Genomic DNA, 22,941 nt, shown 5'->3' on the forward strand with positions numbered 1-22,941 from the left:
GGCCGATATACCATTAACACGCCGGGCCACAGCCATGATTCGGTGATTCCTGGCGGCAGACTGGAACCGTGATATCCACGCAGGAACCGCGACACCCCGCACCACCCGGCCCATCCGGCACGCCCGGGCGGTTCGCGGCGATACCGGGTGTCGCCACGCTGTTCTCGGGTGTTCTCACGGCCGCCTGCCTGCTGTGGAGTCTTTCGCCGGCCCTGTCGGCGGTACTCGCCGGCGCCCGCCACTACCTGGACCGCTACTACCTGTACGCACCCGATACCAACCTGCTGTGGGCCGGACTGCTCGGATCGCTGACGCTCGGACTGGCCGGGCGCAAGCGGGTCGCCTGGTGGGCGCTGGTGCTCTACACAGCGAGCTGGGTCCCGGCGAATCTGGCCGATATCGTGCGCGCACACGACCGGCATGCCGCGGTGGCCGCGCTCATCCACTCGGCCGCGCTGACCGTACTGGTCCTGAGCCGCGCGGAATTCGGCGCGCGGATCCGCCGCTGCGCGCTGCGCCCGGCCGCGCTGACCCTGGCCGGCGGCCTGCTGATGGCGGCCGTCGCCGGCGGGGGTGTGGTCCAGCTGCTTCCCGGATCACTGCCGTCCGTCGCGCAGCGTGCGCTGTGGGTGATCACCGAACTCACCGCGCATCTGGTACCCGGCGCACCGGAAACCTCCGGCGTACCGTCCTTCCCGGCCCAGTTCCTGGTGGGACTCTTCGGCGCCCTGGCGGTCACCGCGAGCGCCCTGGTCCTGCACCGCACCCAGCGCACGGAGTACGCGCTCACCGACGCCGACGAATCGGCGCTGCGCGACCTGCTGGCGGGCGCGGACCCCTCCGGTACCATCGACTACTTCGCGACCCGGCGGGACCGGGCCCTGATCTTCACGCCGAACGGCAGGGCGGCCATCGGCTATCGCGTGGAGTACGGGGTCTGCCTGGCCCTGGGCGATCCGATGGGCGCGCGTGACTGCTGGCCACAGGCGATCGAGACCTGGCGGCACCACGCCCGTGATTTCGGCTGGCGGGTCGCGGTGATCGGAGCGAGCGAATCCGCCGTACCGGTCTACCAGCGCGCCGGGCTCACCGCGGTCACCGCCGGCGCGGAGGCCGTCCTCGACACCCGCAGCTTCTCCCTGGCCGCCCCGGAACTCGGGCCGGTCCGGCAGTCGGTGACCCGGCTTCGCAAAGCGGGTGTGACAGTCCGGATCCGCAGGCACCGCGATATCGGGACCACCGAACTCGCCCGGCTCACGGTACGCGCCGAGGAGTGGCGGCACAGTGAGAGCGAACGCGGGTACCCGCTTCCCCTGGGCCGCCTCGGCGATCGCCGCGACGGTGACTGCCTGCTGGTGGAAGCCGTCGACGCCGACGACCGAGTGCTGGGGATGCTGTCCCTGGTGCCCTGGGGGAAGACCGGCGCCACATTGGAATTCCTGCGCCGGGCGCCCGGCAGCACCACGGAGACGACCGACCTGCTGATCGCGGAATTCGCGCTGCGCGCCGAACAGCACGGTATCCACCAGGTATCGCTGAGTTTCACCCTGTTCCGGTCGGTGTTCGAGGCGGCGGCACGCGAGTACTCTCCGGCGACCTCCCGGAAGCTCCTGGCCGCGCTGCATACCGCGGCCGGATTCGGGCGCGGTGCCCGCACCCTGCCGCTGGCGTTCTCGCGCTGGTGGCAGCTGGCCCAGTTACACCGCGTGAGTATGCGGTACCAGCCGCGGTGGGATCCCCGCTACGTCCTGTGCGACTCCTCGCGCGACCTGGCACGGATCGCCGTCGCCGCGGCGCGCGCCGAAAGTCTGCTGCCCCGGGTGAACGGAGGATCCACGGCCTTCACGCATACCGGCCGGCACCGTGCCGCGCCGGAACATCCGGCTCCCGCACGCGCCGGCGCGAATACCGGGCCCGCCGAGATGGAATTGGAGCCGATCACCGCGCACCGCCCCGAACAGGTTCGGGTGCGGATCGAGAAGCTGGACCGGCTCGCCGCCGCGAACGTCGATCCCTATCCCCTACCGTTCCCGCCGACGCATACGGTCGCCGCCGCTCGCCGGACACCGCGCGGTACGACGGTCCGCGTCTCGGGACGACTGCTGCGCCGGCGCGACTACGGGGGTGTGATCTTCGGGGTGGTCCGGGACTGGACCAGCGATATCCAGCTACTGCTCGACCGCGACCGGCTCGGCCGGCAACGCCTCGACGAATTCGGTGAACTCGTCGATCTGGGAGATCTGGTGTCGGTCAGCGGTCAGCTGGGGTACAGCCGACGCGGGGAACTGTCCCTGCTGGTGGCGGATTGGCGGATGCTCGGTAAATGCCTGCACCCGCTCCCCGACAAATGGCGCGGCCTCAATGACCCGGAGGTCCGGATGCGGCGCGGTTACCTGGATCTGATGATCGACCGGGAAGCGCGCGAACTGCTGGCCCGGCGCAGTGCGGTGCTGCGGGCCCTGCGCGATGCCCTGCACGACTGCGGATTCCTGGAGGTCACCACACCGGTGCTGCAGCACAGCCCCGGCGGGACGGCCGCCCGCAGTCTGCGCACCCATATCGATGCCGACAACACCGATCTGCATCTGCGGGCCGCCCCGGAACCGGCGCTGAAACGGTTGTGTGTCGGCGGTGTCGAGAAGCTGTTCGAACTGGGCCCGGGTTTCCGCAACACCCACGCCGATACCCGCCACCTGCCCGAATACACCGTACTGGAGGCCTATGAGGCGCACAGTGATCATCGGCGCATGATGACGCTGTGCCGGCAGCTGGTGCAGCAGGCCGCGCTGGCCGCCAATGATTCGATGATCGCCATGCGGCCGACCCCGGACGGTTCGCTGCACGCGGTGGACATCTCCGGCGAATGGCGGGTGCGGTCGATGTACGAGGCGCTGTCGGCGGAGGTCGGTGTCGATATCACGCCCCGTACCGCCCTACCGGACCTGCGGGAACTGTGCGAGAAAGCCGATATCGTCCATCAACCCGGCTGGGACGAGGGCCGGACGGTCTACGCCCTCTATGAGCGACTGGTGGTGGAGGCCACCCGGGAACCGACCTTCTACATCGACTTTCCGAGCTCGGTGTCGCCGCTGGCCCGCCCGGCCCGCCGCGACACCGCACTGGCCGAACGCTGGGATCTGGTGGCGTGGGGTATCGAGCTGGGGTCCGGGTGCAGCGAACTCACCGACCCGGTGGAACAGCGGCGGCGGCTCGCCGCCCAGTCCCGCATCGCGGCCGACGGCGGCCAGGCGGCCATGGAACTCGACGAGGACTTCCTGTGCGCACTGGAACACGCCATGCCGCCGACCGGTGGCCTGGGTCTCGGCGTGGACCGGGTGATCATGCTGCTGACCGGGCGCGCGCTTCGGGAGACCCAGCCGTTCCCGTTGGTCCGGCCGCGATGATCAGGCACTTCCCCGTACTGACCGGAGGGAATGTTTCCGCCCCGCCACTCGGGGAAGTACGGTGTAGTGACTTCGGCCCCGGGAGGAGGGGCCTACCTTCGGAACGGGGTTCGATTTGAGTTATGTGGACCTGCTCACCCATGCCGGCCAGGTGGACTATTCGGCTTGGGCCAACACCGATACGCTGGCGTCCGCGGTCGAGCTGAGCGCCCGCAAGAGGAGCAAGGGCAAAGGCGGCGGCTTCGGCCTGTTCGGCGTGATCTGCTGCGTGCTCGTGGTGGCGATCATCGTCGGTGTCATTCTGCTGGCCCGTAAGAAGAAGAACGACAACAACTCCTCGGGCCAGTTCCCCCAGCCCGGCCAGCCCCCGCAGGGTTACCCCCAGCAGGGCGGCTATCCGCAGCAAGGCGGTTACCCCCAGCAGGGTGGTTACCCGCAGGGCGGTTATCCGCAGCAGGGCGGTTATCCCTCGCAAGGAGGCTACCCGCAGCAGGGCGGCTACCCGTCCGATCCGAACTACCCCAATCCCCCGCAGGGCGGCCAGCCGCCGTACCCGCCCACCGGGCAGTAGGCTCACCCAGTACACAGGGGCCGGGGGGGGGGGGGGGAGGGGGGGCGGGGCCCGGGGGTTTTGTTGGCAGCCCGGGTGTTAAAGGGAGGGCGCCCCCGGCCCGGGGCCGGCGGCGTTCCCCCCCCCCGGGGCTTTCGCCCCCCCCTTTCCCCGGGGGGGTGTGGGCCTTTATCCGGGCGACCCGGCCCCTGTGCTTTTCGAGACCAGCCGGGATTTCATCGATCGGCCGACCGGCTCCGTGACCTCGCTGCCGGCCCACCGGGCCGATGCGGCAGAGTGGACGCGTGCAATTGATACTCGTTCGCCATGGCCAGCCGCTCCGGGTCGACAATGCCGGGCAGGCAGCCGACCCCGGGCTGGCGCCCATCGGCGTGGAGCAGGCCGAAGGGGTACCGGCCGCCCTGGAACACCACCGCATCGTCCGGGTGATCAGCAGCCCGCAACGCCGGGCCCGCGAAACCGCCGCGCCGACGGCCGCAAAACTGGGTCTGGACGTGGACATCATGGACGACCTGGCCGAATACGATCGCGACCTGCCGTCCTATATCCCGATCGAGGACGCCAAGGTGGAGTTCCGGGACGCCTACGACCGGATCAAGGCCGGGCACCTACCGGTGCAGATCGATGCCGATGCCTTCCGGCACCGGGTGCACGACGCGATCACCGAGATCGCCTCCACCACCCCGGCCGCCGATACCGTGGTGGTGTTCGCGCACGGCGGCGTCATCAATGTCACCCTGCAGGACATTCTCGGTCTGGCCCGGCCGCTGACCTTCCCGATCGATTACTGCTCGATCACCCGGATCCTGTTCTCCCGGACCGGTCGCCGCACCGCGGCGACCGTGAACGAGAACGGACACGTCTGGGAATTGCTTCCCCGCAATATCTCCGGCTGATCAGGCCATTCCGGCGATCCAGTTGTGCATCCAGGACAGCGCGGTCTGGCCGCCACCGACCTTGTAGCTGCCGTAGGCGACATGCGACTCGGACCGGTAGAAGGTGTCGAGATCCTTGACCCGCTGCTCGTTGGCGCCGCGGGTCAGCTGGGCCTGCAGCGTGGGCAGACCGCCGTTGGAGATCAGATCGCTCACGATGGCGCCGACCTCCAGCTGGTAACGCCAGATATTGGCCGGGTTGGCGTCGGAACTCTGCGCGAGGAAACCGGCGAACCGGGTGACGAAATCGTTCGACGCGGTGGCGCAGTAGAGATCGTCGGGGATGCACACCGTGCGGGTACGGTCGCTGACCCAGCCGAATCCACCGACCCGGGGGCCGCCGGCACCGGCGCCCGGCGCGGGCGGACCGACCTGGATATCACCGGGCGCCCGCCGCGGATCGGAGATCAGCCCGACGCCCGCGATACTCTCCGGCCGGATCGGCCCGAGACCGGTACCGATCTCGGCGGCGAGATCACCGGCGGCGTCGGCGCCCTGGCTGTAACCCACCAGCGCGACCTTGGTGCCGCCGCAGCGCTGCACCATATCGGTGATCATGCCGCGCGCATTGGAGACGGCTTCCCTCTTGGAGTCGGCGTAGATATCGCCTTCCCACGGAAAAGCGGTTGCCGCGTAGGTGACATAGTCGACCTTCGCCGAGGACGGTAGGCCGTTGGTCACCCGGGCGAGCATGCCCGGCGTGGGGCGCTTGTCGTGGCCGGTTTCCCAGGTCCCGGGAATCGCCACCACATACAGACTCGGGCATCCGGGGTCGGCCGTTGCCACCGATCCCCCGAAAGCCAATCCCGACGCAACCGCCGCACAGGCACCCAGCGCCGCGGCAACCCTTTTGAACTGCATTCTGCTCCAGTCAACCCTGGCCCCTGATCGGGACGCTCCCGTTAAGCCATCGCCAAGATGCTGAGCCCGGCCGGTGACACCGATGTGTGTAACAGGTGAACAACAACCACGCGTCACAATTACACGATCGGATCACGATCTCGTACCGGGACACACCGCAGATAACAATAGAGCGACGATCTTGGTATCGCCAGTCCAACCCCGGGCTGACCACCGGATACGACCGATCGACCGCATTTCACCGGAAATGCTGGGTGCGGAATTCGGTCCCCGCCCGAAATACGTCGGCGCGGTGTCCCCCGGAGAAACCGGGAACACCGCGCCGTAGCGTATTCATTTGTGCCGCAGCATCTCCGGCTCGGTGGTACCGGGCCGCAGCGCGGAGGTTACCGCTGGGCGACGGCGGTCGGCGGAATCGGCGCGGGCAACGCCGTCTCGCCTTCCAGGTACCGGTCCACCGCGGACGCGGCGGCCCGGCCCTCGGCGATTGCCCAGACGATCAGGGACTGACCGCGGCCCATATCACCGGCCACGAAGACACCGGGGATATTGGTGGACCAGTTCTTGTCCCGCTGGACATTGCCGCGCTGGTCGTAACCGACCCCGAGATCGGTGAGCAGGCCCGGCTTGTCGGGACCGACGAAGCCCATGGCGAGCAGCACCAGATCCGCTTCGAGGGTGAAATCGGTGCCCTCGACCTTCTCGAACCGGCCGTTGACCATCTTGACCTCGTGCGCATCGAGCCCGGTGACCTTGCCGTCCGCGCCGACGAAACGTTCGGTGTTCACCGAGAACACCCGCTCGCCGCCTTCTTCGTGCGCCGAGGACACCCGGTACACGAGCGGGTAGGTCGGCCACGGCGTGGAGCCGGCCCGCTCCTCGGGCGGCCGCGGCATGATCTCGAACTGGTGCACGCTGGCCGCGCCCTGCCGGTGCGAGGTGCCCAGGCAGTCGGCGCCGGTGTCACCGCCGCCGATGATGACGACCTTCTTACCGTGCGCGTGGATCGGCGGCAGACCCTTGTCGTCGGTCACCGAGTCACCGTGCTGGACCCGGTTGGCCCACGGCAGGAATTCCATGGCCTGGTGGATCCCGTCGAGCTCCCGGCCCGGGATGGGCAGGTCACGTGCCTGGGTGGCGCCACCGGCGAGGACCACCGCGTCGAACTTCTCGCGCAGCTCGTCGGCGGTGATATCGACACCGACGTTGACGCCGGCCTTGAAGATGGTGCCCTCGGCCTCCATCTGCGCCAGGCGGCGATCGATGAAGCGCTTCTCCATCTTGAATTCCGGGATGCCGTACCGCATCAGACCGCCGATACGGTCGGCCCGCTCGAACACGGTCACGGTGTGACCGGCGCGGGTGAGCTGCTGTGCGGCGGCCAGACCCGCGGGGCCGGACCCCACGACCGCGACCTTCTTACCGGTGAGCCGGGTCGGGTAGACCGGTGTGACCCAGCCCTCGTCGAAGGCGTTCTCGATGATCTCGACCTCGACCTGCTTGATGGTCACCGGATCCTGGTTGATCCCGAGCACGCAGGACGCCTCACACGGCGCCGGGCACAGCCGCCCGGTGAATTCCGGGAAGTTGTTGGTCGCGTGCAGCCGATCGATACCCTCGCGCCAGCGGTCCTTGTAGACCAGGTCGTTCCATTCGGGGATCAGGTTCCCCAGCGGGCAGCCGTTGTGGCAGAAGGGAATACCGCAGTCCATACAGCGGCTGGCCTGCCGCTGCAGGGTCTGGTGCGGGAATCCCTCCTGGTAGACCTCTTTCCAGTCCATCAGCCGCAAGGGCACCGGACGGCGTTCGGGTAGCTCCCGGGACGTGTGCTTCAGAAATCCTTGGGTGTCACCCACGAGCGGCCCCCGAATAGTCACAGCGCCTCATCGACGCCACCTGCGGAATTTTCTTACTGGCCGCGAGCGGCCTCGAATAGTCACAGCGCCTCATCGACGCCGCCGGAATTTTCTTACTAGCCACGAGCGGCCTCCATGATCGCCTCATCGACATCTTTACCGCTCTTCTCGGCCTCGGAGATGGCGAGCAGCACCTTCTTGTACTCGCGCGGCATGACCTTCACGAAGTGGTTGACCTGTTGCGACCAATCGCCCAGGATCCGTTCGGCCACCGCCGAGCCGGTCTGCTCGCGGTGCTGGCCGATGATGTCGCGCAGCCAGGTGAAATCGTCACCGGACAGCGGTTCGACGGCCTCGGCCTGTTCCGGGTTGAGCCGGCCGGCGAAGGTGCCGTCGGGGTCGTAGACGAACGCCAGGCCACCGGACATACCGGCGCCGAAGTTGCGTCCGGTATCGCCCAGGATGACGACCCGGCCACCGGTCATGTACTCGCAGGCGTGGTCACCGACGCCCTCGACCACCGCGGTGGCACCGGAGTTGCGCACGGCGAACCGTTCGCCGACCACACCGCCGATGAACGCCTGGCCGCTGGTCGCGCCGAACAGGATCACGTTGCCGGCGATGATGTTCTCCTCGGCCCGGAAATCGGCCGGGGCGTTGGGCGCGGTGCGTACCACCAGGTGGCCGCCCGAAAGGCCTTTGCCGACATAGTCGTTCGCGTCGCCCTGCACCCGCAGGGTGATACCGGCGGGGACGAACGCACCGAAGCTGTTACCGGCCGAGCCGGTGAGGGTGATGTCGATGGTGTCGTCGGGCAGGCCGGCGCCACCGTAGAGCTTGGTCACCTCATGGCCGAGCATGGTGCCGACCGTGCGGTTCACGTTCGTGATCTTGGTATCGATCCGGACCGGCTTGCCGAACTCGAGCGCGTCGCGGCTCTGCGCGATCAGCTCGTTGTCCAGTGCCTTGTCCAGGCCGTGGTCCTGTTCCTTGGTCCGGCGGCGGTCCTGGAACATGAACGCCGTCTCGACATCGTCGAGGATCGGCGACAGATCCAGCTTGCTGGCCTTCCAGTGCCGCTTGGCCTTACCGGTGTCGAGTAGATCGACCCGGCCGATGGCCTCGTCCAGGGTGCGGAAACCCAGTTCCGCCAGCAGTTCCCGGACTTCCTCGGCGATGTACATGAAGAAGTTCACGACGAACTCCGCCTTACCGGTGAACCGCTCGCGCAGCACCGGGTTCTGGGTGGCCACCCCCACCGGGCAGGTGTCCAGATGGCAGACCCGCATCATGATGCAGCCCGAGACCACCAGCGGCGCGGTCGCGAAACCGTACTCCTCGGCGCCCAGCAGGGCGGCGATCATCACATCGCGGCCGGTCTTCATCTGACCGTCGACCTGCACCACGATCCGGTCGCGCAGACCGTTGAGCAGCAGGGTCTGCTGGGTTTCGGCCAGGCCGAGCTCCCAGGGACCACCGGCGTGCTTGAGCGAGGTCAGCGGGGAGGCGCCGGTCCCGCCGTCGTGGCCGGAGATGAGCACCACATCGGCGTGCGCCTTGGACACCCCCGCCGCGACCGTGCCCACACCGGGCTCGGCGACCAGCTTGACGTGGATCCGCGCCTGCGGATTCGCGTTCTTCAGGTCGTGGATGAGCTGCGCCAGATCCTCGATGGAGTAGATGTCGTGGTGCGGCGGCGGCGAGATCAGGCCGACACCCGGGGTGGAGTGGCGGACCTCGGCGACCCACGGGTACACCTTGTGCGCGGGCAGCTGGCCGCCCTCACCCGGCTTGGCGCCCTGGGCCATCTTGATCTGGATATCGGTGCAGTTGGTCAGATAGTGCGCGGTCACCCCGAAGCGGCCCGAGGCCACCTGTTTGATCGCGCTGCGCCGCCAGTCGCCGTTGTCCTCCGGTTCGAAACGGGCGGGCGATTCGCCGCCCTCACCGGAGTTGGAGCGGCCGCCGAGGCGGTTCATCGCGATGGCCAGGGTTTCGTGCGCCTCCGCCGAGATGGAGCCGTAGCTCATGGCACCGGTGGAGAAACGCTTCACGATCTCACTGGCGGGCTCGACCTCCTCGATCGGAATCGGGGAGCGCGCGCCCTTCTTGAACTTGAACAGACCGCGCAACGAGGCCAGCCGCTCGGACTGGTCGTCGACCAGCTTGGTGTACTCCTTGAAGATCGAGTACTGACCGCTGCGGGTGGCGTGCTGCAGTTTGAAGACGGTGTCCGGGTTGAAGAGGTGGTATTCGCCCTCGCGCCGCCACTGGTACTCACCGCCCACCTCGAGCTCGCGGTGCGCGCGCTCGTTGCGGTTCTCCAGGAAGGCGACCGAGTGCCGGGTCGCCACATCGGTGGCGATCTCGTCCAGGCCGATTCCGTCCAGATGCGAGCGCAGACCGGTGAAGTACTCGTCCACCAGTTCCTGTGACAGACCGATCACCTGGAACAGCTGCGCACCGTTGTAGGAGGCGACGGTGGAGATGCCCATCTTGGACATCACCTTCAGTACGCCCTTACTGGCGGCCTTGTTGTAGTTCGCGACGGCCTTGCGGTAGTCGGCGGGCAGGTCCCCGGTGCTGCCGGGAACCTGCAGAGCGCCTCGCTCGAGCATGTCCTCGATCGACTCGAAGGCCATGTAGGGGTTGATCGCCGCGGCACCGAAACCGACCAGCGTCGCCATATGGTGCACCTCGCGGGCGTCACCGGCTTCGACCACCAGACCGACCATGGTGCGGGTGCGTTCCCGGACCAGATGGTGGTGCACCGACGCGGTGAGCAGCAGCGACGGGATCGGCGCGAGCTTCTCGTTGGATTCCCGGTCGGACAGCACGATGATCCGGGCGCCACCGTCGATGGCAGCCGAGACCTGGGTGTTGATCGCATTCAGCGCCCGGCGCAGGCCCTCGCCGCCGGCCGCGACCTCGTACAGGCCGCGCACGACGACCGAGCGCAGCCCGGGCTGGCTGCCGTCGTCGTTGATGTGGACCAGCTTGGCCAGTTCGTCGTTGTCGATGATCGGCTGCTGGAGCACGATCTGCCGGCAGGACTCCGGACTCGGGTTCAGCAGATCGGACTCCGGGCCGATATGGCGGCGCAGGCTGGTGACGACCTCTTCGCGGATGGCATCCAGCGGCGGGTTGGTGACCTGCGCGAACTGCTGCGAGAAGTAGTCGAACAGCAGTCGCGGGCGCGCCGACAGCACCGCGATCGGGGTGTCGGTACCCATCGAACCCAGCGCTTCGGCGCCGGTCTTGGCCATCGGCGAGATCAGCAGCTCGAGTTCCTCGTTGGTGTATCCGAAGATCTGCTGGCGGATCAGCACGCGATCGTGCGACATGTGGATATGCGGCCGGTCCGGGAGGTCGGAGAGGTTCTTGATGCCCTCGTCGAGCCATTCCCGGTAGGGGTGTTCGGCGGCCAGCTGCGCCTTGATCTCGTCGTCACCGACGATCCGGCCCTGGGCGGTGTCGACCAGGAACATGCGGCCGGGCTGCAGGCGGATCTTGCGGATGACCTTGGACTGGTCGATATCGAGGACACCGACCTCTGAGGCCATGACCACCAGACCGTCGTCGGTGACCCAGACCCGGCTCGGGCGCAGACCGTTGCGGTCCAGGACGGCGCCGATGACGGTTCCGTCGGTGAAGCACACCGACGCGGGGCCGTCCCACGGCTCCATCAACATCGAGTGGTACTCGTAGAACGCCCGGCGCTCCGGGTCCATGTTCTCGTTGCGTTCCCAGGCCTCGGGAATCATCATCAGCACCGCGTGCGGCAGGCTGCGGCCGCCGAGGTGGAGCAGTTCCAGGACCTCGTCGAAGCGAGCCGTATCGCTGGCCCCCGGGGTACAGACGGGGAAGATCTTGTCCAGCCGGTTCTTGCCGGCCGAATCCTTGCCGAAGATGTCCGAACGCAGCAGCGCCTCACGCGCCCGCATCCAGTTCTCGTTACCGGCGACGGTGTTGATCTCACCGTTGTGCGCCACCCGGCGGAACGGGTGGGCCAGCGGCCAGGACGGGAAAGTGTTGGTGGAGAACCGGGAGTGCACGATGCCCAGGGCGCTCTCCACCCGGTCGTCCTGCAGGTCCAGGTAGAAGGCCCGCAGCTGCGGGGTGGTGAACATGCCCTTGTAGACGAAGGTCTGGCCGGACAGGCTCGGGAAGTACACCGACTCCTTGCCCACCGCACCCTCGCCGGCACCCGCGCGACCGAGTTCGTGCTCGACCCGCTTGCGTACCACGTACGCGCGCCGTTCGAGATCCATCCCGGACAGCGGTTCGGCCGAATCGGCGGGCGAACCGATGAACAGCTGCCGGAACAGCGGCATGGCATCACGCGACAGTGCGCCGAGCGACGATTCGTCGATCGGTACCTCACGCCAGCCCAGGACCGTCAGGCCCTCTTCCTTGACGATCTTCTCCACGCCGTAACAGGCGCGCGCGGCCTCGCGACGTGCCTGCGGCAGGAAGGCGATACCGGTGGCGTAGGAGCCCTCCGGCGGCAGGTCGAAGTCGACGACTGCCCGGAAGAACCGGTCGGGTACCTGGATGAGGATGCCCGCGCCGTCACCGGAGTTCGGCTCGGCGCCCGCGGCACCGCGGTGCTCCAGATTCAACAGGGCCGTAATAGCCTTGTCGACGATGTCACGGCTGCGGCGGCCGTGCATATCACCGACGAAGGCGACACCGCAGGCGTCGTGTTCGTTCGCCGGGTCGTAGAGCCCGATGGGTCCGGGGGACCTGTGGCCAGGTAGTTGCGTCATGCCTCTGCCTTCGAGAAAGTCGGCCTCGACGTGGTGCGGCCTTTGCGAGAACGCCCTGTCGAACGCCGGTACTGTCGAACGCTCCCTGCTTGGACTGCGTTCGTACGTTGGCCGACACCAGCCGCGCTGATGGTGTTCGGCGTGCAGTCACGTCTGAAGTTTTTCCACCTGTCGCTGTGCGCAGGTACCCGCCGGTAACGAAACGCTTACGCGTTCGGAACCCGGGAGCGGGATTTCGCCCGCCGGGCTGCCCTGATCGGTGGTCGCCCGAACACGCCCTTCGGCCGGACACGGTTATGTGCGGCGTAAGAGCAAACGATAAGCCAGGTCCGGGACCCAACCAACCAAGGTTGCCCTAATAACTGGATCTAGCTGGGCTTCTTCATTCGTTCCTCCACATATGCGCGTTTTCTAGTGTAAAGCAGCTTTCGGGGGTGAATCGATCCCGGATCGGCCCTCCGAACAGCGGCGATCCATCGGTTCCGAGCCTTTCCCGATGCCGCGCCGCATCCACCGAACCCGCGCTCACCTGCATCGAAGATGATTTCCCGACAGCGGCGGACGGCAAACCCACCAGCCTGCGGCTAACTGTTGCGCACCTCGGTGAGATGTTCGTGACAGCCTCGTGACAAGCGCGGAACATGATCCGACCGTTCGGCCTGTTTTGCCGATCGACACTCACAGCACATGATCAGCAAACCACTCGGCGAGTGGTTTACGACACACTTTTCCGGGCTGCTCCCGCCTCGCTTCCGTTGCGCGAGCGCGGGTTTCGACAGCGCCGGAAGTACGGCCGGGACGGGGCTCGCGGATCGGTCACCGTATGCTGCGCGACACCCCTGTGAAGATCCCCACACCCGATCCCCAAGGGTCGATGGACAGGCGCGTGCCCTGTCACGCTGAGACAACGAATCGATGGCAGCTGCAGAGGATATGGGCCCCATGAGCGTCACCGGCATGTTCATCCGGCTCGGCGGCGGGCAGCCCGCCGAAACCGCCGAGGGATACGAGCGCACGGGCTACACCGTCACCGGAGCGGGGGTGGCGCTGTTCGCCCTCGTCGCCGGCGCGGTCACCGCCTCCGCCATGGGCGCCGCCGATCAACCACCTGCCGCGGTCGCCGCCATCGCCCTGGTGGCCGGCGTCCTCGCGGGCCTGCTCGGCCGGGCACTGGCCGGGGCCCAGCCCACCGCCCGCCCCGATCTACCCGCCGGGACCGTCAATGTTCCGGCGGTCGCCGCGCGGATCGGTACCGCGCTGCTGGCCGGCGTGGTGGTGGCCGAGATGGCGGTGACCGTACTGTTCGGCGGCACGGTGGACCGGATACTCGACGAGCGGGCCGCGACCGCGACCGCCTCGGCCCCCGCCGTCCGTACCGCGCAGGACGAGCTGGACCGCGCGGTCGCCGATCGCACCGCGCTGGACGGGTCCATCGCGGCGGCCGCCGCGGATATCGACAACGCCCTGATCATCGCCCGATGCGAGTTCAATCCCACCCCGGAGTGCCCGCAGACCAAGATCACCGGGGTGCCCGGTCGTGGACCGGAGGCGCAGACCGCCAACGCGATGCTCGACGACGCCCGTACCGCGCTGAGCGCCGCGCAGAACCGGGTGGCCCCGCTGGACCAGCGCGTATCCGACGCCCGCCTGGCCCTGCACGACGCGCAGGCGGTGGCCGCCGACGGTGACCGCGGGTTCGGTGCGCGGTGGTCGGCGGCACACGAGTACACCGTCGGTGAGCTGGGCGCGCTAGGACTCCGGGCGCTGACCTGGGCGCTTTTCGCCCTGCTGGCGCTGCTGCCGCTGATCCTGCGCTGGTGGCGCGGTGAGACCGCGCAGGAGCGGCGCCGAGCCGCCGACACCGTACGCGACCGCGCCGAACGCGCCGCCGACGCGGCCATCGCCGAGAAGGAGGCCCGGGTCCGGGCCGATACCGCCGCCGTCCGGCTCGAGCAGCAGCTCACCGCTGCCGAACTGGCGGCCGAGGCCGACACCACCATCGACCGGGAACGCCAGCGCACCCGGGTCATCGCCGCGCTCGGCGGGCTGGAGATCGGCGTCACCGAACGCGACCCCGACCCCGCCGTCCCGGCGGCGGCCCCGAACAACGCGTTGCCGCCGGGAAGTGAGGGGTCGGACCTGCCCGTACCACTGGGCAAGGAGATCGCGGTCCGGCAGCCGGCGGGTCTGGAACTCCCGATCATCGGCACCGTCCCGTTCACCGATACCGCCGCCCGCTGGATCCGCCCGCTGGTCCCGGGTTTCGTCAGCTCGGCCATCGACACCGCCGTCGATACCGCGAGCCGACCGCTGCGCACCGCTCGCCAGGTGCTCACCGAGGCCGAGGAGATCACCTTCACCCTGCGCCGGGCCCGAAAGGTCAGCGTGGACAGCGGTATCGAGGATCCGCGCACCGCCGGTGACCGTCCGGCCGCCCGTCGCGGCGACTCGGTGGACGCCGATATCACCCTGGGCTCGGATGCCATCGTCTCCGCCACGACCCATCTCGAGCCGGCGACCACGCCCATGCTGCCCCCGGGTGGCGAACGACAGACCGCCGCGCCTCGCGAACTGCCCCCGGGCAGCTGACCACCACGCGGCCCGCAGCTCACCCGCGCGCCGCGACCCACCGCACCGGCAGGCATATCGCTGCCTTCGCTCCGGACCGGCGCGGACCGCACCGGCGCCCATTAGACTCGGCCGCGTGCAGCCTGCCGCTGATACGGCCGGTTCCGTCGGGGCGGGAATACATCCGGAAGGCCGAGCCCAGGTAGCGACGGTTCCGATCCGTCCGCTGAGTTTCCGGGAACTGCTCGACGCGCCGTTCGCGCTCCTACAGGCCGATATCCGGACGCTGGCGGGCTGTGCCGCGGTGCTGCTGGTGGCCGGAGAACTCGTGGTGGCCGGGTCGATCGGGCTGGTCTCGTATCTGACCGACGGCTCCGATACGGGTACCGCCCTCGCCGCGCTGTTCGCGACACTCGGTAGCGCCTGGATCGTCCGGCTGGTCCTGCGGGGTGTCACGGTCTGCACCGGCCTGGCCCGGGCCGGGCGGCAGCCGATCGGGTTGCGGGAAAGTCTGCGCCGGACCACCGGAAGGCTGGGCCCGCTGCTGCTCACCCAGCTGTCGTTCACCGCGATCGGGATCGCGGTCCTCGGGATCGGCGCCGCGCTCTTCCCGTTCACATTCCTCGGCGGCCTGCTCTGGTTCGTGGTCGCCTACCCCTGCTGCCTGCTCTGGCTGGCATGGCTGCGCGCGCGCCATCTCGCGGCCGTGCCGGTGCTGTTCGCCGAGGGCCTCGGCGCCAGGGCGGCGTTGGCGCGGTCGGGCGCGCTGGTCGCGAACCTGCGCGCCCGGCGAACCGGCCTCTGGATCTGCCAGCGCCTCCTGTTCACACTGCTCGTGGCACCGCTGCTGGGCCTCCTGCTCTTCATCGGTGATATCTCGGGTACCCATCGGTGGGCGTTCCTGGTGCTGGTCACCGCCGCCGGCCTGCTGCTGGCGGCCTTCACCGAGATCGTGGAGTCCAGCGCCCGGGTGGTCGGTTACCTGGATCTGCGTTGCCGGCGCGAGGGCGCCGATATCCGGATCCCCGACGGAGGTAGCCGGTGACCGAGCCGTCCCGGACCGTTCCGGAGCCACCCCGGCTGGATGCCGCCGCGGTCCATTCGGCCGCCGCCGAACACGCGGCCGCCCGCGGTGACTTCGATACCGCGCTGCGCGAACGTTTCCGTGCGGTGCTGCGCGGGCTGGAGCAGCACGGCCTGCTCGAGGTGCGCCGATCGCGCACAGCCTACGAAACCTCATACGAAGCGGCGGCGCGCCTGCCCGCCGGGGACTCCGGTGGACTCCCGTCTGCCGCCAGATCGTTCGACGAGGTCGTCTACGGCGGCCGCCGGGCGGAGGAAGAGGAATACCGCCGCCTGACGCAGGCCGACCGGTTCTCCGCGGCGGCGCCGCCCCCGGCGGCCGAACCGTTCGATATCGAACCGGCCCGCCGCGGGTCGCGGTGGCGACCAGGTTCCGGGAAGTGGCCCGCGGTACTGCGCGACCCCCGGTTCTGGGCCTGGTCGGCCGCGCTGGTCGTGCTCCTGCTGGTGCTGTACGCGGTCCTGCAGGGCTGTTCCGGGCCCAGCGCGCCGCGCGCCCCGGACGTGCCGCCGATCGACCCGTCCCCGATGGACCCGCCGAGCGGCGACTACGACCCCGACCTGCCCCGGCCGACCGGCGACGACTCGCTTTTCGAGCGAACCCCCGACTGGCTGGCCTTCGGCGGACTGCAGTTCCTGATCGCCGCCGCCCTGCTGGTGTGGTGGCGGGCGCGGCGGCGGGGCACAGTGGTCGGTGAACCGCGGCCGGTGGAGGTCGCGGCCGATGAACTGCTGGCCGGACAGGCGGGGCTCTACCGCCGCTCCGGTGATCACGCGCATATCGCGGGTGTGTTGCGCGCCGCGACCGTGCGCAGATTACGCCGCGCGCTCGGCACCGGGACCTCCCCGGAGGAGCTCGCGGCGGCGGTCGCCGCGCGGATCGGCACCGACCCGGCCGTTGTCGGGTCGGCCCTGTACGGGCCGGTGCCCGACGCATCGGCCCTCGAACTCGTTGCCGCGCAACTCGAATGGATCGAAGCGGAGGTCGGATGACCAGCATTGACACCAGTAAGGCCGGCACGGGAGGCGCCACGTCCCCCACCCCCGCCGAGGCGGCTGCCGCCTTCGCGGCGCTGCGCACCGAGATCGGCAAGGCGGTGGTGGGTAACGACAATGCCGTCATGTATCTGGTGCTGGCGTTGCTGTGCCGCGGCCACGTACTGCTGGAAGGGGTCCCCGGTGTGGCGAAGACCCTGCTGGTCCGGGCCCTGGCCACCGCCCTCGATCTACGGCACGCCCGGGTCCAGTTCACCCCGGACCTGATGCCGGCCGATGTCACCGGATCACAGATCTACGATCCGCATTCGGCCGAATTCACCTTCCGCGACGGTCCGGTGTTCACCAACCTGCTCCTGGCCGACGAGATCAATCGCACCCCACCGAAGACGCAGTCGGCGCTGCTGGAATCCATGGAGGAGCGCCAGGTCTCGGTCGACGGCGCGCCCCGGCCGCTGCCGGACCCCTTCGTCGTGGTCGCCACCCAGAACCCCATCGAGCAGGAGGGCACCTATCCGCTGCCCGAGGCCCAACTGGACCGGTTCCTGTTCAAGGTCGATATTGATCTCCCCGACCGGGACGACGAGTTCCGTGTCCTGCAGCGGCACGCCGACGGTTTCGACCCCCGCGACCTCACCGCGGCCGGGTTACGGCCGGTGGCCGGGCCGGCGCATATCGCCGCCGCTCGCGCGGCGATCGCCGGGATCACGGTCCGCCCGGAGGTTCTCGCCTATATCGTCGATTTGTGCCGCGCCACCCGCACCGCGGCGGCGGTCCAGCACGGCGCATCCACCCGCGGCGCCACCGCGCTCATGTCCGCGGCCCGGGCGCTGGCCTGGCTGAACGGACGGGGTTTCGTCACGCCCGACGAGGTGAAATCTGTTGCCGTGGCGGCTCTGCGACACCGCCTGCAACTGCGTCCCGAAGCCGAGCTGGACGGAGTCACCGGCGAACAGGTGATGGCTTCACTGCTGCTGTCGATCCCGGTCCCGGTGTAGGCCGTGGTCGTCACCGGTCGGCTGGTCGCCATAGCGGCCGTCGCGGCAACGGCGGTCATGCTGCCGGCTCCGTCCTGGGTCGCGGTCTTGATGGCCAGTACGCTGATCATCGCGCTCGCCGTGACCGACCGCCTGCTGGCCGCGCGGAGCGCGGCGGTGACGCTGCACCGGCCCGAGTTGTCGGTCCTGCGTCTGGGCGCGCACACGGAGGTCGAGCTGACGCTGACAAATACCGGAGCCCGGACGGTGCGGGGGCTGCTCTGGGACGACTGGCCCGACAGTGCCCGCGCCACCGAGCGCGAACACCGGATCACCGTCCCCCCGTCCGGCCGGATCCGGTTGCGTACCACCCTCGCTCCCGCCCAGCGCGGCGATCGCGCCGCCGGCCCGGTGACGCTGCGCCTGTGGGGGCCGCTGGGTCTGGCCGGGCATCAATTCCACCGCGATGTCCCGGCCCGGGTCCGCGCGCTGCCCCCGTTCCGCAGCGAACGGCTCCTCGCCGCCAAGGTTAAGAGGCTGCATCATCTGGAAGGCCGTAATCCGGCCGATGTACGCGGCCAGGGCACCGAGTTCGACTCCTTCCGCGAATATGTACCGGGCGACGATGTCCGCTCCATCGACTGGCGGGCCACCGCGCGAGCCACCGATGTACTCGTCCGGACCTGGCGTCCGGAACGCAACCGGCAGGTGCTCATGCTCCTGGACACCGGCCGGATCAGCGCGGGACGCGTGGGTGCGGGCACCCGTCTGGAGACGGCGATCGAGGCGGCCCTGCTGCTGGGCGGCCTGGCCGCGACCGGCGGCGATATGGTCGGCCTGCTCGCGTACGACCGGGCGGTGCGCGCCGAGGTGCCCACCGGTGTCGGCCGCGGCATCCAGCCCAAACTCATGCACGCCCTGGCCGGCGTCACCCCCGCGCTGGTCGACACCGACGCCGACGGTCTGGTCCGGGCCGCTGTCCAGCGGGCCCGGCGGCGCAGCCTGATCGTGTGGTTCACCAGCCTGGACGGCGCGGCGGTCACCGAGAACCTGCTTCCGGTGCTTCCCGTCCTGGCCGCGCGGCATCGGGTACTGATCGTATCGGTCACCGATCCCGATATCGCCGCGGCAGCCGCCGACCGCGGCAGCTTGCCGGCGTTGTACCGGGCCGCCGCCGCCGAATCGCGAATCGCGGAACACGCGGTACTTCAGGAATCGCTGCGCCGGATGGGAATCGCGGTGGTCGCCGCGGCCGGGGCGGATCTGCCCGCGGCGCTGGCCGACGAGTACCTGGAACTCAAGCGATCCGGAGCCCTCTGACCCCGGCACCGGCCTTGTCGACCTCAGGGCACGGGAGCGAACGACACCGGCGGCAAGGCGAACGCCGCCGGGGGCGGGGGCGTCGGGAGCGCACGACGCTGACGTTCGGCGATCACGCTGCCGAGGATCTGCACCGGCGGGTACCCGGCCGGCGGGGCGACCCGCAGCCGAGCGCACACCGCGTGGACGAGTGCGTATCCGAGTTCGTGCTGCGCCGCCGGGGTCAGCGAGCTGATCCGGGTCAGGTACTGCCGCATGGCCAGGGCCAGATCCTCGGGCAGCGCCGCGAGATCCAATTCGGCGGACCAGCCGCTCAGCCATACCGGCGGAACGGCCAGCGCGGGCACCGACAGTCGCTGCCGCATATGCACCACCACGGTGCCCGCGAGCACATCCCCCACCCGGCGTGCGTGCGGTGAGCACATGGAGCTCACCACGGCGATGACGCCGAAGAGCCCGAGCATCCAGAAATCCACGATCGCGCCGGTGAGTCCCCGGGTCAGGGCGTGCCGGAAATCGATCGGGCCGCCGTCGGCGCGGACCACCCGCAGCCCGAGCGCGAGTTTTCCCGGGGTGGCACCGCGCAACAGCGTCTCGAACACGACCGGATATCCGACGAGCACGGTGACCAGCGAAACGAGTGTCAGAGTCGTGAACCACGGGTCGGTATCGTCGCCGCGGACGAGCAGCAGCACGCCGGTGAACAACACGATCGCGAGCCCGGCCTGCAGGAGAAGGTCGAGTACGAACGCGGCCGCACGGGTCGGGACGCGAGCGACCGGCAGTTCGATCGCCACGGCTTCGCCCGTCGTGAATTCGGCCATATCGCATAGCATTCTTCCACGGCGGGCGGTTTCCGGCCCCGTGTCGGTGACCCGGGGGTACAGCCGTCGCCATCGGATCGTCGGGTACGGGCCATCGCTGCCGTTGTGCGCAGTCCGCGGCGGGTGGCCGGCGCGGACACGACGGCGGTACAGGCGGGAGCGGGAGGCGAACCGATGGACGTGGACGCATACAGCGCGAGGAACCGGCACCTGTGGGCCCGGCTGGACACGTTGTCGCGCAAACGCAGCCTCACCGGCCCGGAAACCGACGAACTGGTGCTGCTGTACCGGCGCACCTCGCAGCAGTTGGCCCGGTTGCAGACGCACAGTCCGGAGCCGGAACTGGTGGCCGGACTCAGCGCGGTGATCGCCCGGGCCCGCGGCCGGATCGTCGGCAGCGCCCCGAACACCGGGACCGAGATCGTCCGGTTCGTCACGCACGGTTTCCCCGGTGCGGTGTATCGGGCACTGGGCTGGTGGCTGGCCGTCGCGGTGGTCTTCCTGGGTGTGTCGGCCGGGTTCGCGACCTGGATCGCGAACGATCCGTCGGCCCGGAAGACGCTGGGCCTGCAGGGCAATACCGGTGTGCTGACCGCTCCCGGTGGCGCCTTCGAGACCTATTACACCGAACATTCCAACGATGCGTTCGCCGCATTGGTCTGGACCAACAATGCGTGGGTATCGGCGCTGGCCCTCTTTCTGGGCGTATTCATCGTGCCCGTGCTCTACCTACTGTTTATGAACGCCCTGAATATCGGCATTACGGCGGGCTTGATGGCCGAGGCCGGGCGGCTGGACTCGTTCTTCGGATTCCTGCTGCCGCACGGAATGCTGGAGCTGACAGCCATTTTCATCGCGGGCGGAGCGGGGCTGAAACTCGGCTGGACGCTGATCGATCCAGGCCGCCTCAGCCGGACCGAGGCGGTCGCCCGGCAGGGCCGCATCACCGCCGCCATCGCGCTCGGATTGGTGCCGACCTTGCTGGTAGCGGGCCTTCTGGAGGGATTCGTGACGCCGAGCGCCTTGCCCACGCCGGCCCGGATCGCCATCGGATTCGCCGCCGAGGCAGCCTTCCTCGCCTACATCTTCCTCGCCGGTAGCCGTGCCGACCGGCCCGCCGGGACCCCGGCGACAGAAGTAGCGGTAGCGCGACTTTCGCGGTAGCGGGCAGACAACCTCGAGCACACCGCAATCGCCCACGTATTGTGAGGTCGCAGCAACGCGAACCGAGTGACCTGCGTGGATTCCCCCATTTGAATTCCGCTGGCCGCAGCGAGTCGCCGCTCTAGCTGCGGCCAGCGTTACCGTCGACTCTACACAATCGTTATCCCTACGCAACCCGTTGCGGCTGAGGTCACAGGTATGCGTCGCAGTTCGGCAAACATTCAGACACCCACACCCAGACCCTCGTCCAGCTAACTTTCAGCAGGCCGAGCCGGACTTACAGCGGTGCTTTCATTTGCAAGTACATTTGGTTTTTACTGGTCATAGACATATCCGTAACCATGGTTACAGATAACGGGAAACCGGTTCGCCGCGCGGTTCCCCCGAACGGCCGTTAACTCGGCCGTTCCCGCGCCGACCTGCGCGTTCGCGCATCATTAACGCGGTTGCCGAACAGGCGACACGAACGAAAAATACCTAGAGTTTGTTTAGCGCGGACAAACCTGCCACACCCCCCGTACAACGGCCCGGTAAACACCTCGCGGTAGTTAACCAAGGCGGTTCCGGGGCGTGAACTGGGTCACCGGAGCCGCCTACTGAGGCAACCCTCAGCAGCGCCGCCGCAATCGAAAAGTTCTTGTGTGATCTCGGTCTCATTCAGGCATACCGGGAGGACGGCGTGCTGTTCGCACCGGAGTCGGCAACCGCGGTCGTCCGCCCCGGCCGGCCGGAGCACCCGCCCGGGACAGCCCCATCCGGGGCCCGGAAAAGAAGAAGGCCGCAGCGGCGATCGCGACTCGCGCGAGCACCATTGCGGCCTCGGAACATCGGGAGAGATCACATGAGCGCGCCGCCGTCGACCCGGATCTCGGTGCCGGTGATGTACCGGCCGTCATCGGATCCCACCATCGCCACGACGCCGGCGATATCCTCCGGAGTGCCCAGCGCACCACCGTTCAGCCAACCGGTCAGCCGGGCGAACAGGGTCCAGTCCGCGTCCTCCGGCTGTTCGGTGATGGATTCGGTGGTGATCCCGCTCATGATTCCGGCCGGGACGATATTGACCGCCCGCAATCCCTGCTTGGCGTACTCCAGACCGATCGCGTGGGTGAAAGAGGCCACGCCACCCTTGGAGGCCGCGTAGGCGGCCAGATAGGGGGCCGACTGGAAGGCCGACGTCGACGACAGATTGATCACCACGCCCCGGCCGGATTCCAGCAGGGGTGGCAGCAGCGCCTGGGTCACCAGGAACGTGCCCGTGAGATTGACGGTGATGACCCGGTTCCACTCGTCGAGCGGCATCTCGTGCGTACGGGCCGGCTTCAGGATGCCCGCGCAGTTGACGAGCACATCCAATCCGCCCAGGGTGTCCACCGCCGTCTCGGCGGCCGCGCGTACCGACTCGATATCCGCGATGTTCACCACCACGGTGCTGAGCCGGTCGGCCACATCGCCGGCCTTCTCCACCGTGGCTGCCAAACCGGGCTCGTTGATATCGGCGGCGACGAGCCGGGCTCCTTCGTCCAGCAGTCGCAGGGCCACGCCCTGGCCGATCCCCGATCCCGCACCTGTCACCAGTACTCGACGGCCTTCATATCTCCGCATGGCATGAA

Annotated in this window: 14 protein-coding genes; 9 read left to right on the forward strand and 5 right to left on the reverse strand. The window is 68.7% G+C overall.

Annotation, left to right across the window (positions count from 1 at the left end):
• The first annotated feature begins 68 nt into the window (after window positions 1-68).
• The 3 genes from lysX (at window position 69) to AB0H42_RS22385 (ending at window position 4,871) form a co-directional block, all read left to right on the forward strand.
• Entirely contained in the window at window positions 69-3,404 is a 3,336-nt protein-coding gene (gene lysX, locus AB0H42_RS22375; protein WP_357058629.1) for a bifunctional lysylphosphatidylglycerol synthetase/lysine--tRNA ligase LysX, read from the forward strand.
• 115 nt (window positions 3,405-3,519) lie between these two features.
• Window positions 3,520-3,975: a hypothetical protein gene (locus AB0H42_RS22380; RefSeq protein WP_357058631.1), complete on the forward strand. Its 456-nt coding sequence runs from the start codon at window positions 3,520-3,522 to the stop codon at window positions 3,973-3,975.
• Window positions 3,976-4,259: 284 nt separating this feature from the next.
• Complete coding sequence (locus AB0H42_RS22385; protein WP_357058633.1) at window positions 4,260-4,871, forward strand: histidine phosphatase family protein; 612 nt, start codon at window positions 4,260-4,262, stop codon at window positions 4,869-4,871.
• Here AB0H42_RS22385 and AB0H42_RS22390 read toward each other — a convergent pair whose 3' ends face one another.
• The 3 genes from AB0H42_RS22390 to gltB form a co-directional block, all read right to left on the reverse strand.
• On the reverse strand, window positions 4,872-5,771 hold the full coding sequence (locus AB0H42_RS22390) for a cutinase family protein (RefSeq protein WP_357058635.1): 900 nt from the start codon (window positions 5,769-5,771) through the stop codon (window positions 4,872-4,874). It lies immediately after the preceding gene.
• 386 nt (window positions 5,772-6,157) lie between these two features.
• The gene (locus AB0H42_RS22395; protein WP_357058757.1) at window positions 6,158-7,627 is read right to left on the reverse strand and encodes a glutamate synthase subunit beta; all 1,470 of its coding nucleotides are present in this window, start codon (window positions 7,625-7,627) and stop codon (window positions 6,158-6,160) included.
• 116 nt (window positions 7,628-7,743) lie between these two features.
• Window positions 7,744-12,396: a glutamate synthase large subunit gene (gene gltB / locus AB0H42_RS22400; RefSeq protein WP_357058637.1), complete on the reverse strand. Its 4,653-nt coding sequence runs from the start codon at window positions 12,394-12,396 to the stop codon at window positions 7,744-7,746.
• Window positions 12,397-13,311: 915 nt separating this feature from the next.
• Here gltB and AB0H42_RS22405 point away from each other — a divergent pair.
• The 5 genes from AB0H42_RS22405 (at window position 13,312) to AB0H42_RS22425 (ending at window position 19,340) form a co-directional block, all read left to right on the forward strand.
• A complete protein-coding gene (locus AB0H42_RS22405) occupies window positions 13,312-14,985 on the forward strand; it encodes a DUF4407 domain-containing protein (protein ID WP_357058639.1) in 1,674 nt (557 codons plus the stop codon).
• Window positions 14,986-15,100: 115 nt separating this feature from the next.
• Complete coding sequence (locus tag AB0H42_RS22410) at window positions 15,101-16,009, forward strand: hypothetical protein (protein WP_357058641.1); 909 nt, start codon at window positions 15,101-15,103, stop codon at window positions 16,007-16,009.
• Window positions 16,006-17,040, forward strand: a complete 1,035-nt coding sequence (locus tag AB0H42_RS22415; RefSeq protein WP_357058643.1) for a DUF4129 domain-containing protein — start codon at window positions 16,006-16,008, stop codon at window positions 17,038-17,040. The genes AB0H42_RS22410 and AB0H42_RS22415 overlap by 4 nt, the downstream gene beginning before the upstream one ends.
• A complete protein-coding gene (locus AB0H42_RS22420) occupies window positions 17,037-18,041 on the forward strand; it encodes a MoxR family ATPase (protein ID WP_357058645.1) in 1,005 nt (334 codons plus the stop codon). Before AB0H42_RS22415 ends, AB0H42_RS22420 begins: the two co-directional genes overlap by 4 nt.
• Before the next feature lie 3 nt (window positions 18,042-18,044).
• Window positions 18,045-19,340, forward strand: coding sequence for a DUF58 domain-containing protein (locus AB0H42_RS22425; RefSeq protein WP_357058647.1), 1,296 nt, complete (start codon window positions 18,045-18,047; stop codon window positions 19,338-19,340).
• 23 nt (window positions 19,341-19,363) lie between these two features.
• Here AB0H42_RS22425 and AB0H42_RS22430 read toward each other — a convergent pair whose 3' ends face one another.
• Entirely contained in the window at window positions 19,364-20,164 is an 801-nt protein-coding gene (locus AB0H42_RS22430) for an RDD family protein (RefSeq protein ID WP_357058650.1), read from the reverse strand.
• A gap of 174 nt (window positions 20,165-20,338) precedes the next feature.
• On the opposite strand from AB0H42_RS22430, the gene AB0H42_RS22435 reads away from it, so the two are divergent.
• Complete coding sequence (locus AB0H42_RS22435) at window positions 20,339-21,328, forward strand: stage II sporulation protein M (RefSeq protein WP_357058652.1); 990 nt, start codon at window positions 20,339-20,341, stop codon at window positions 21,326-21,328.
• A gap of 837 nt (window positions 21,329-22,165) precedes the next feature.
• On the opposite strand, the gene AB0H42_RS22440 is transcribed toward AB0H42_RS22435, so the two are convergent.
• On the reverse strand, window positions 22,166-22,933 hold the full coding sequence (locus tag AB0H42_RS22440; RefSeq protein WP_357058655.1) for an SDR family NAD(P)-dependent oxidoreductase: 768 nt from the start codon (window positions 22,931-22,933) through the stop codon (window positions 22,166-22,168).
• Window positions 22,934-22,941 lie beyond the last annotated feature (8 nt).

The organism is Nocardia sp. NPDC050799 (genome assembly GCF_040654015.1).
In the GTDB taxonomy this organism is placed as follows: domain Bacteria; phylum Actinomycetota; class Actinomycetes; order Mycobacteriales; family Mycobacteriaceae; genus Nocardia.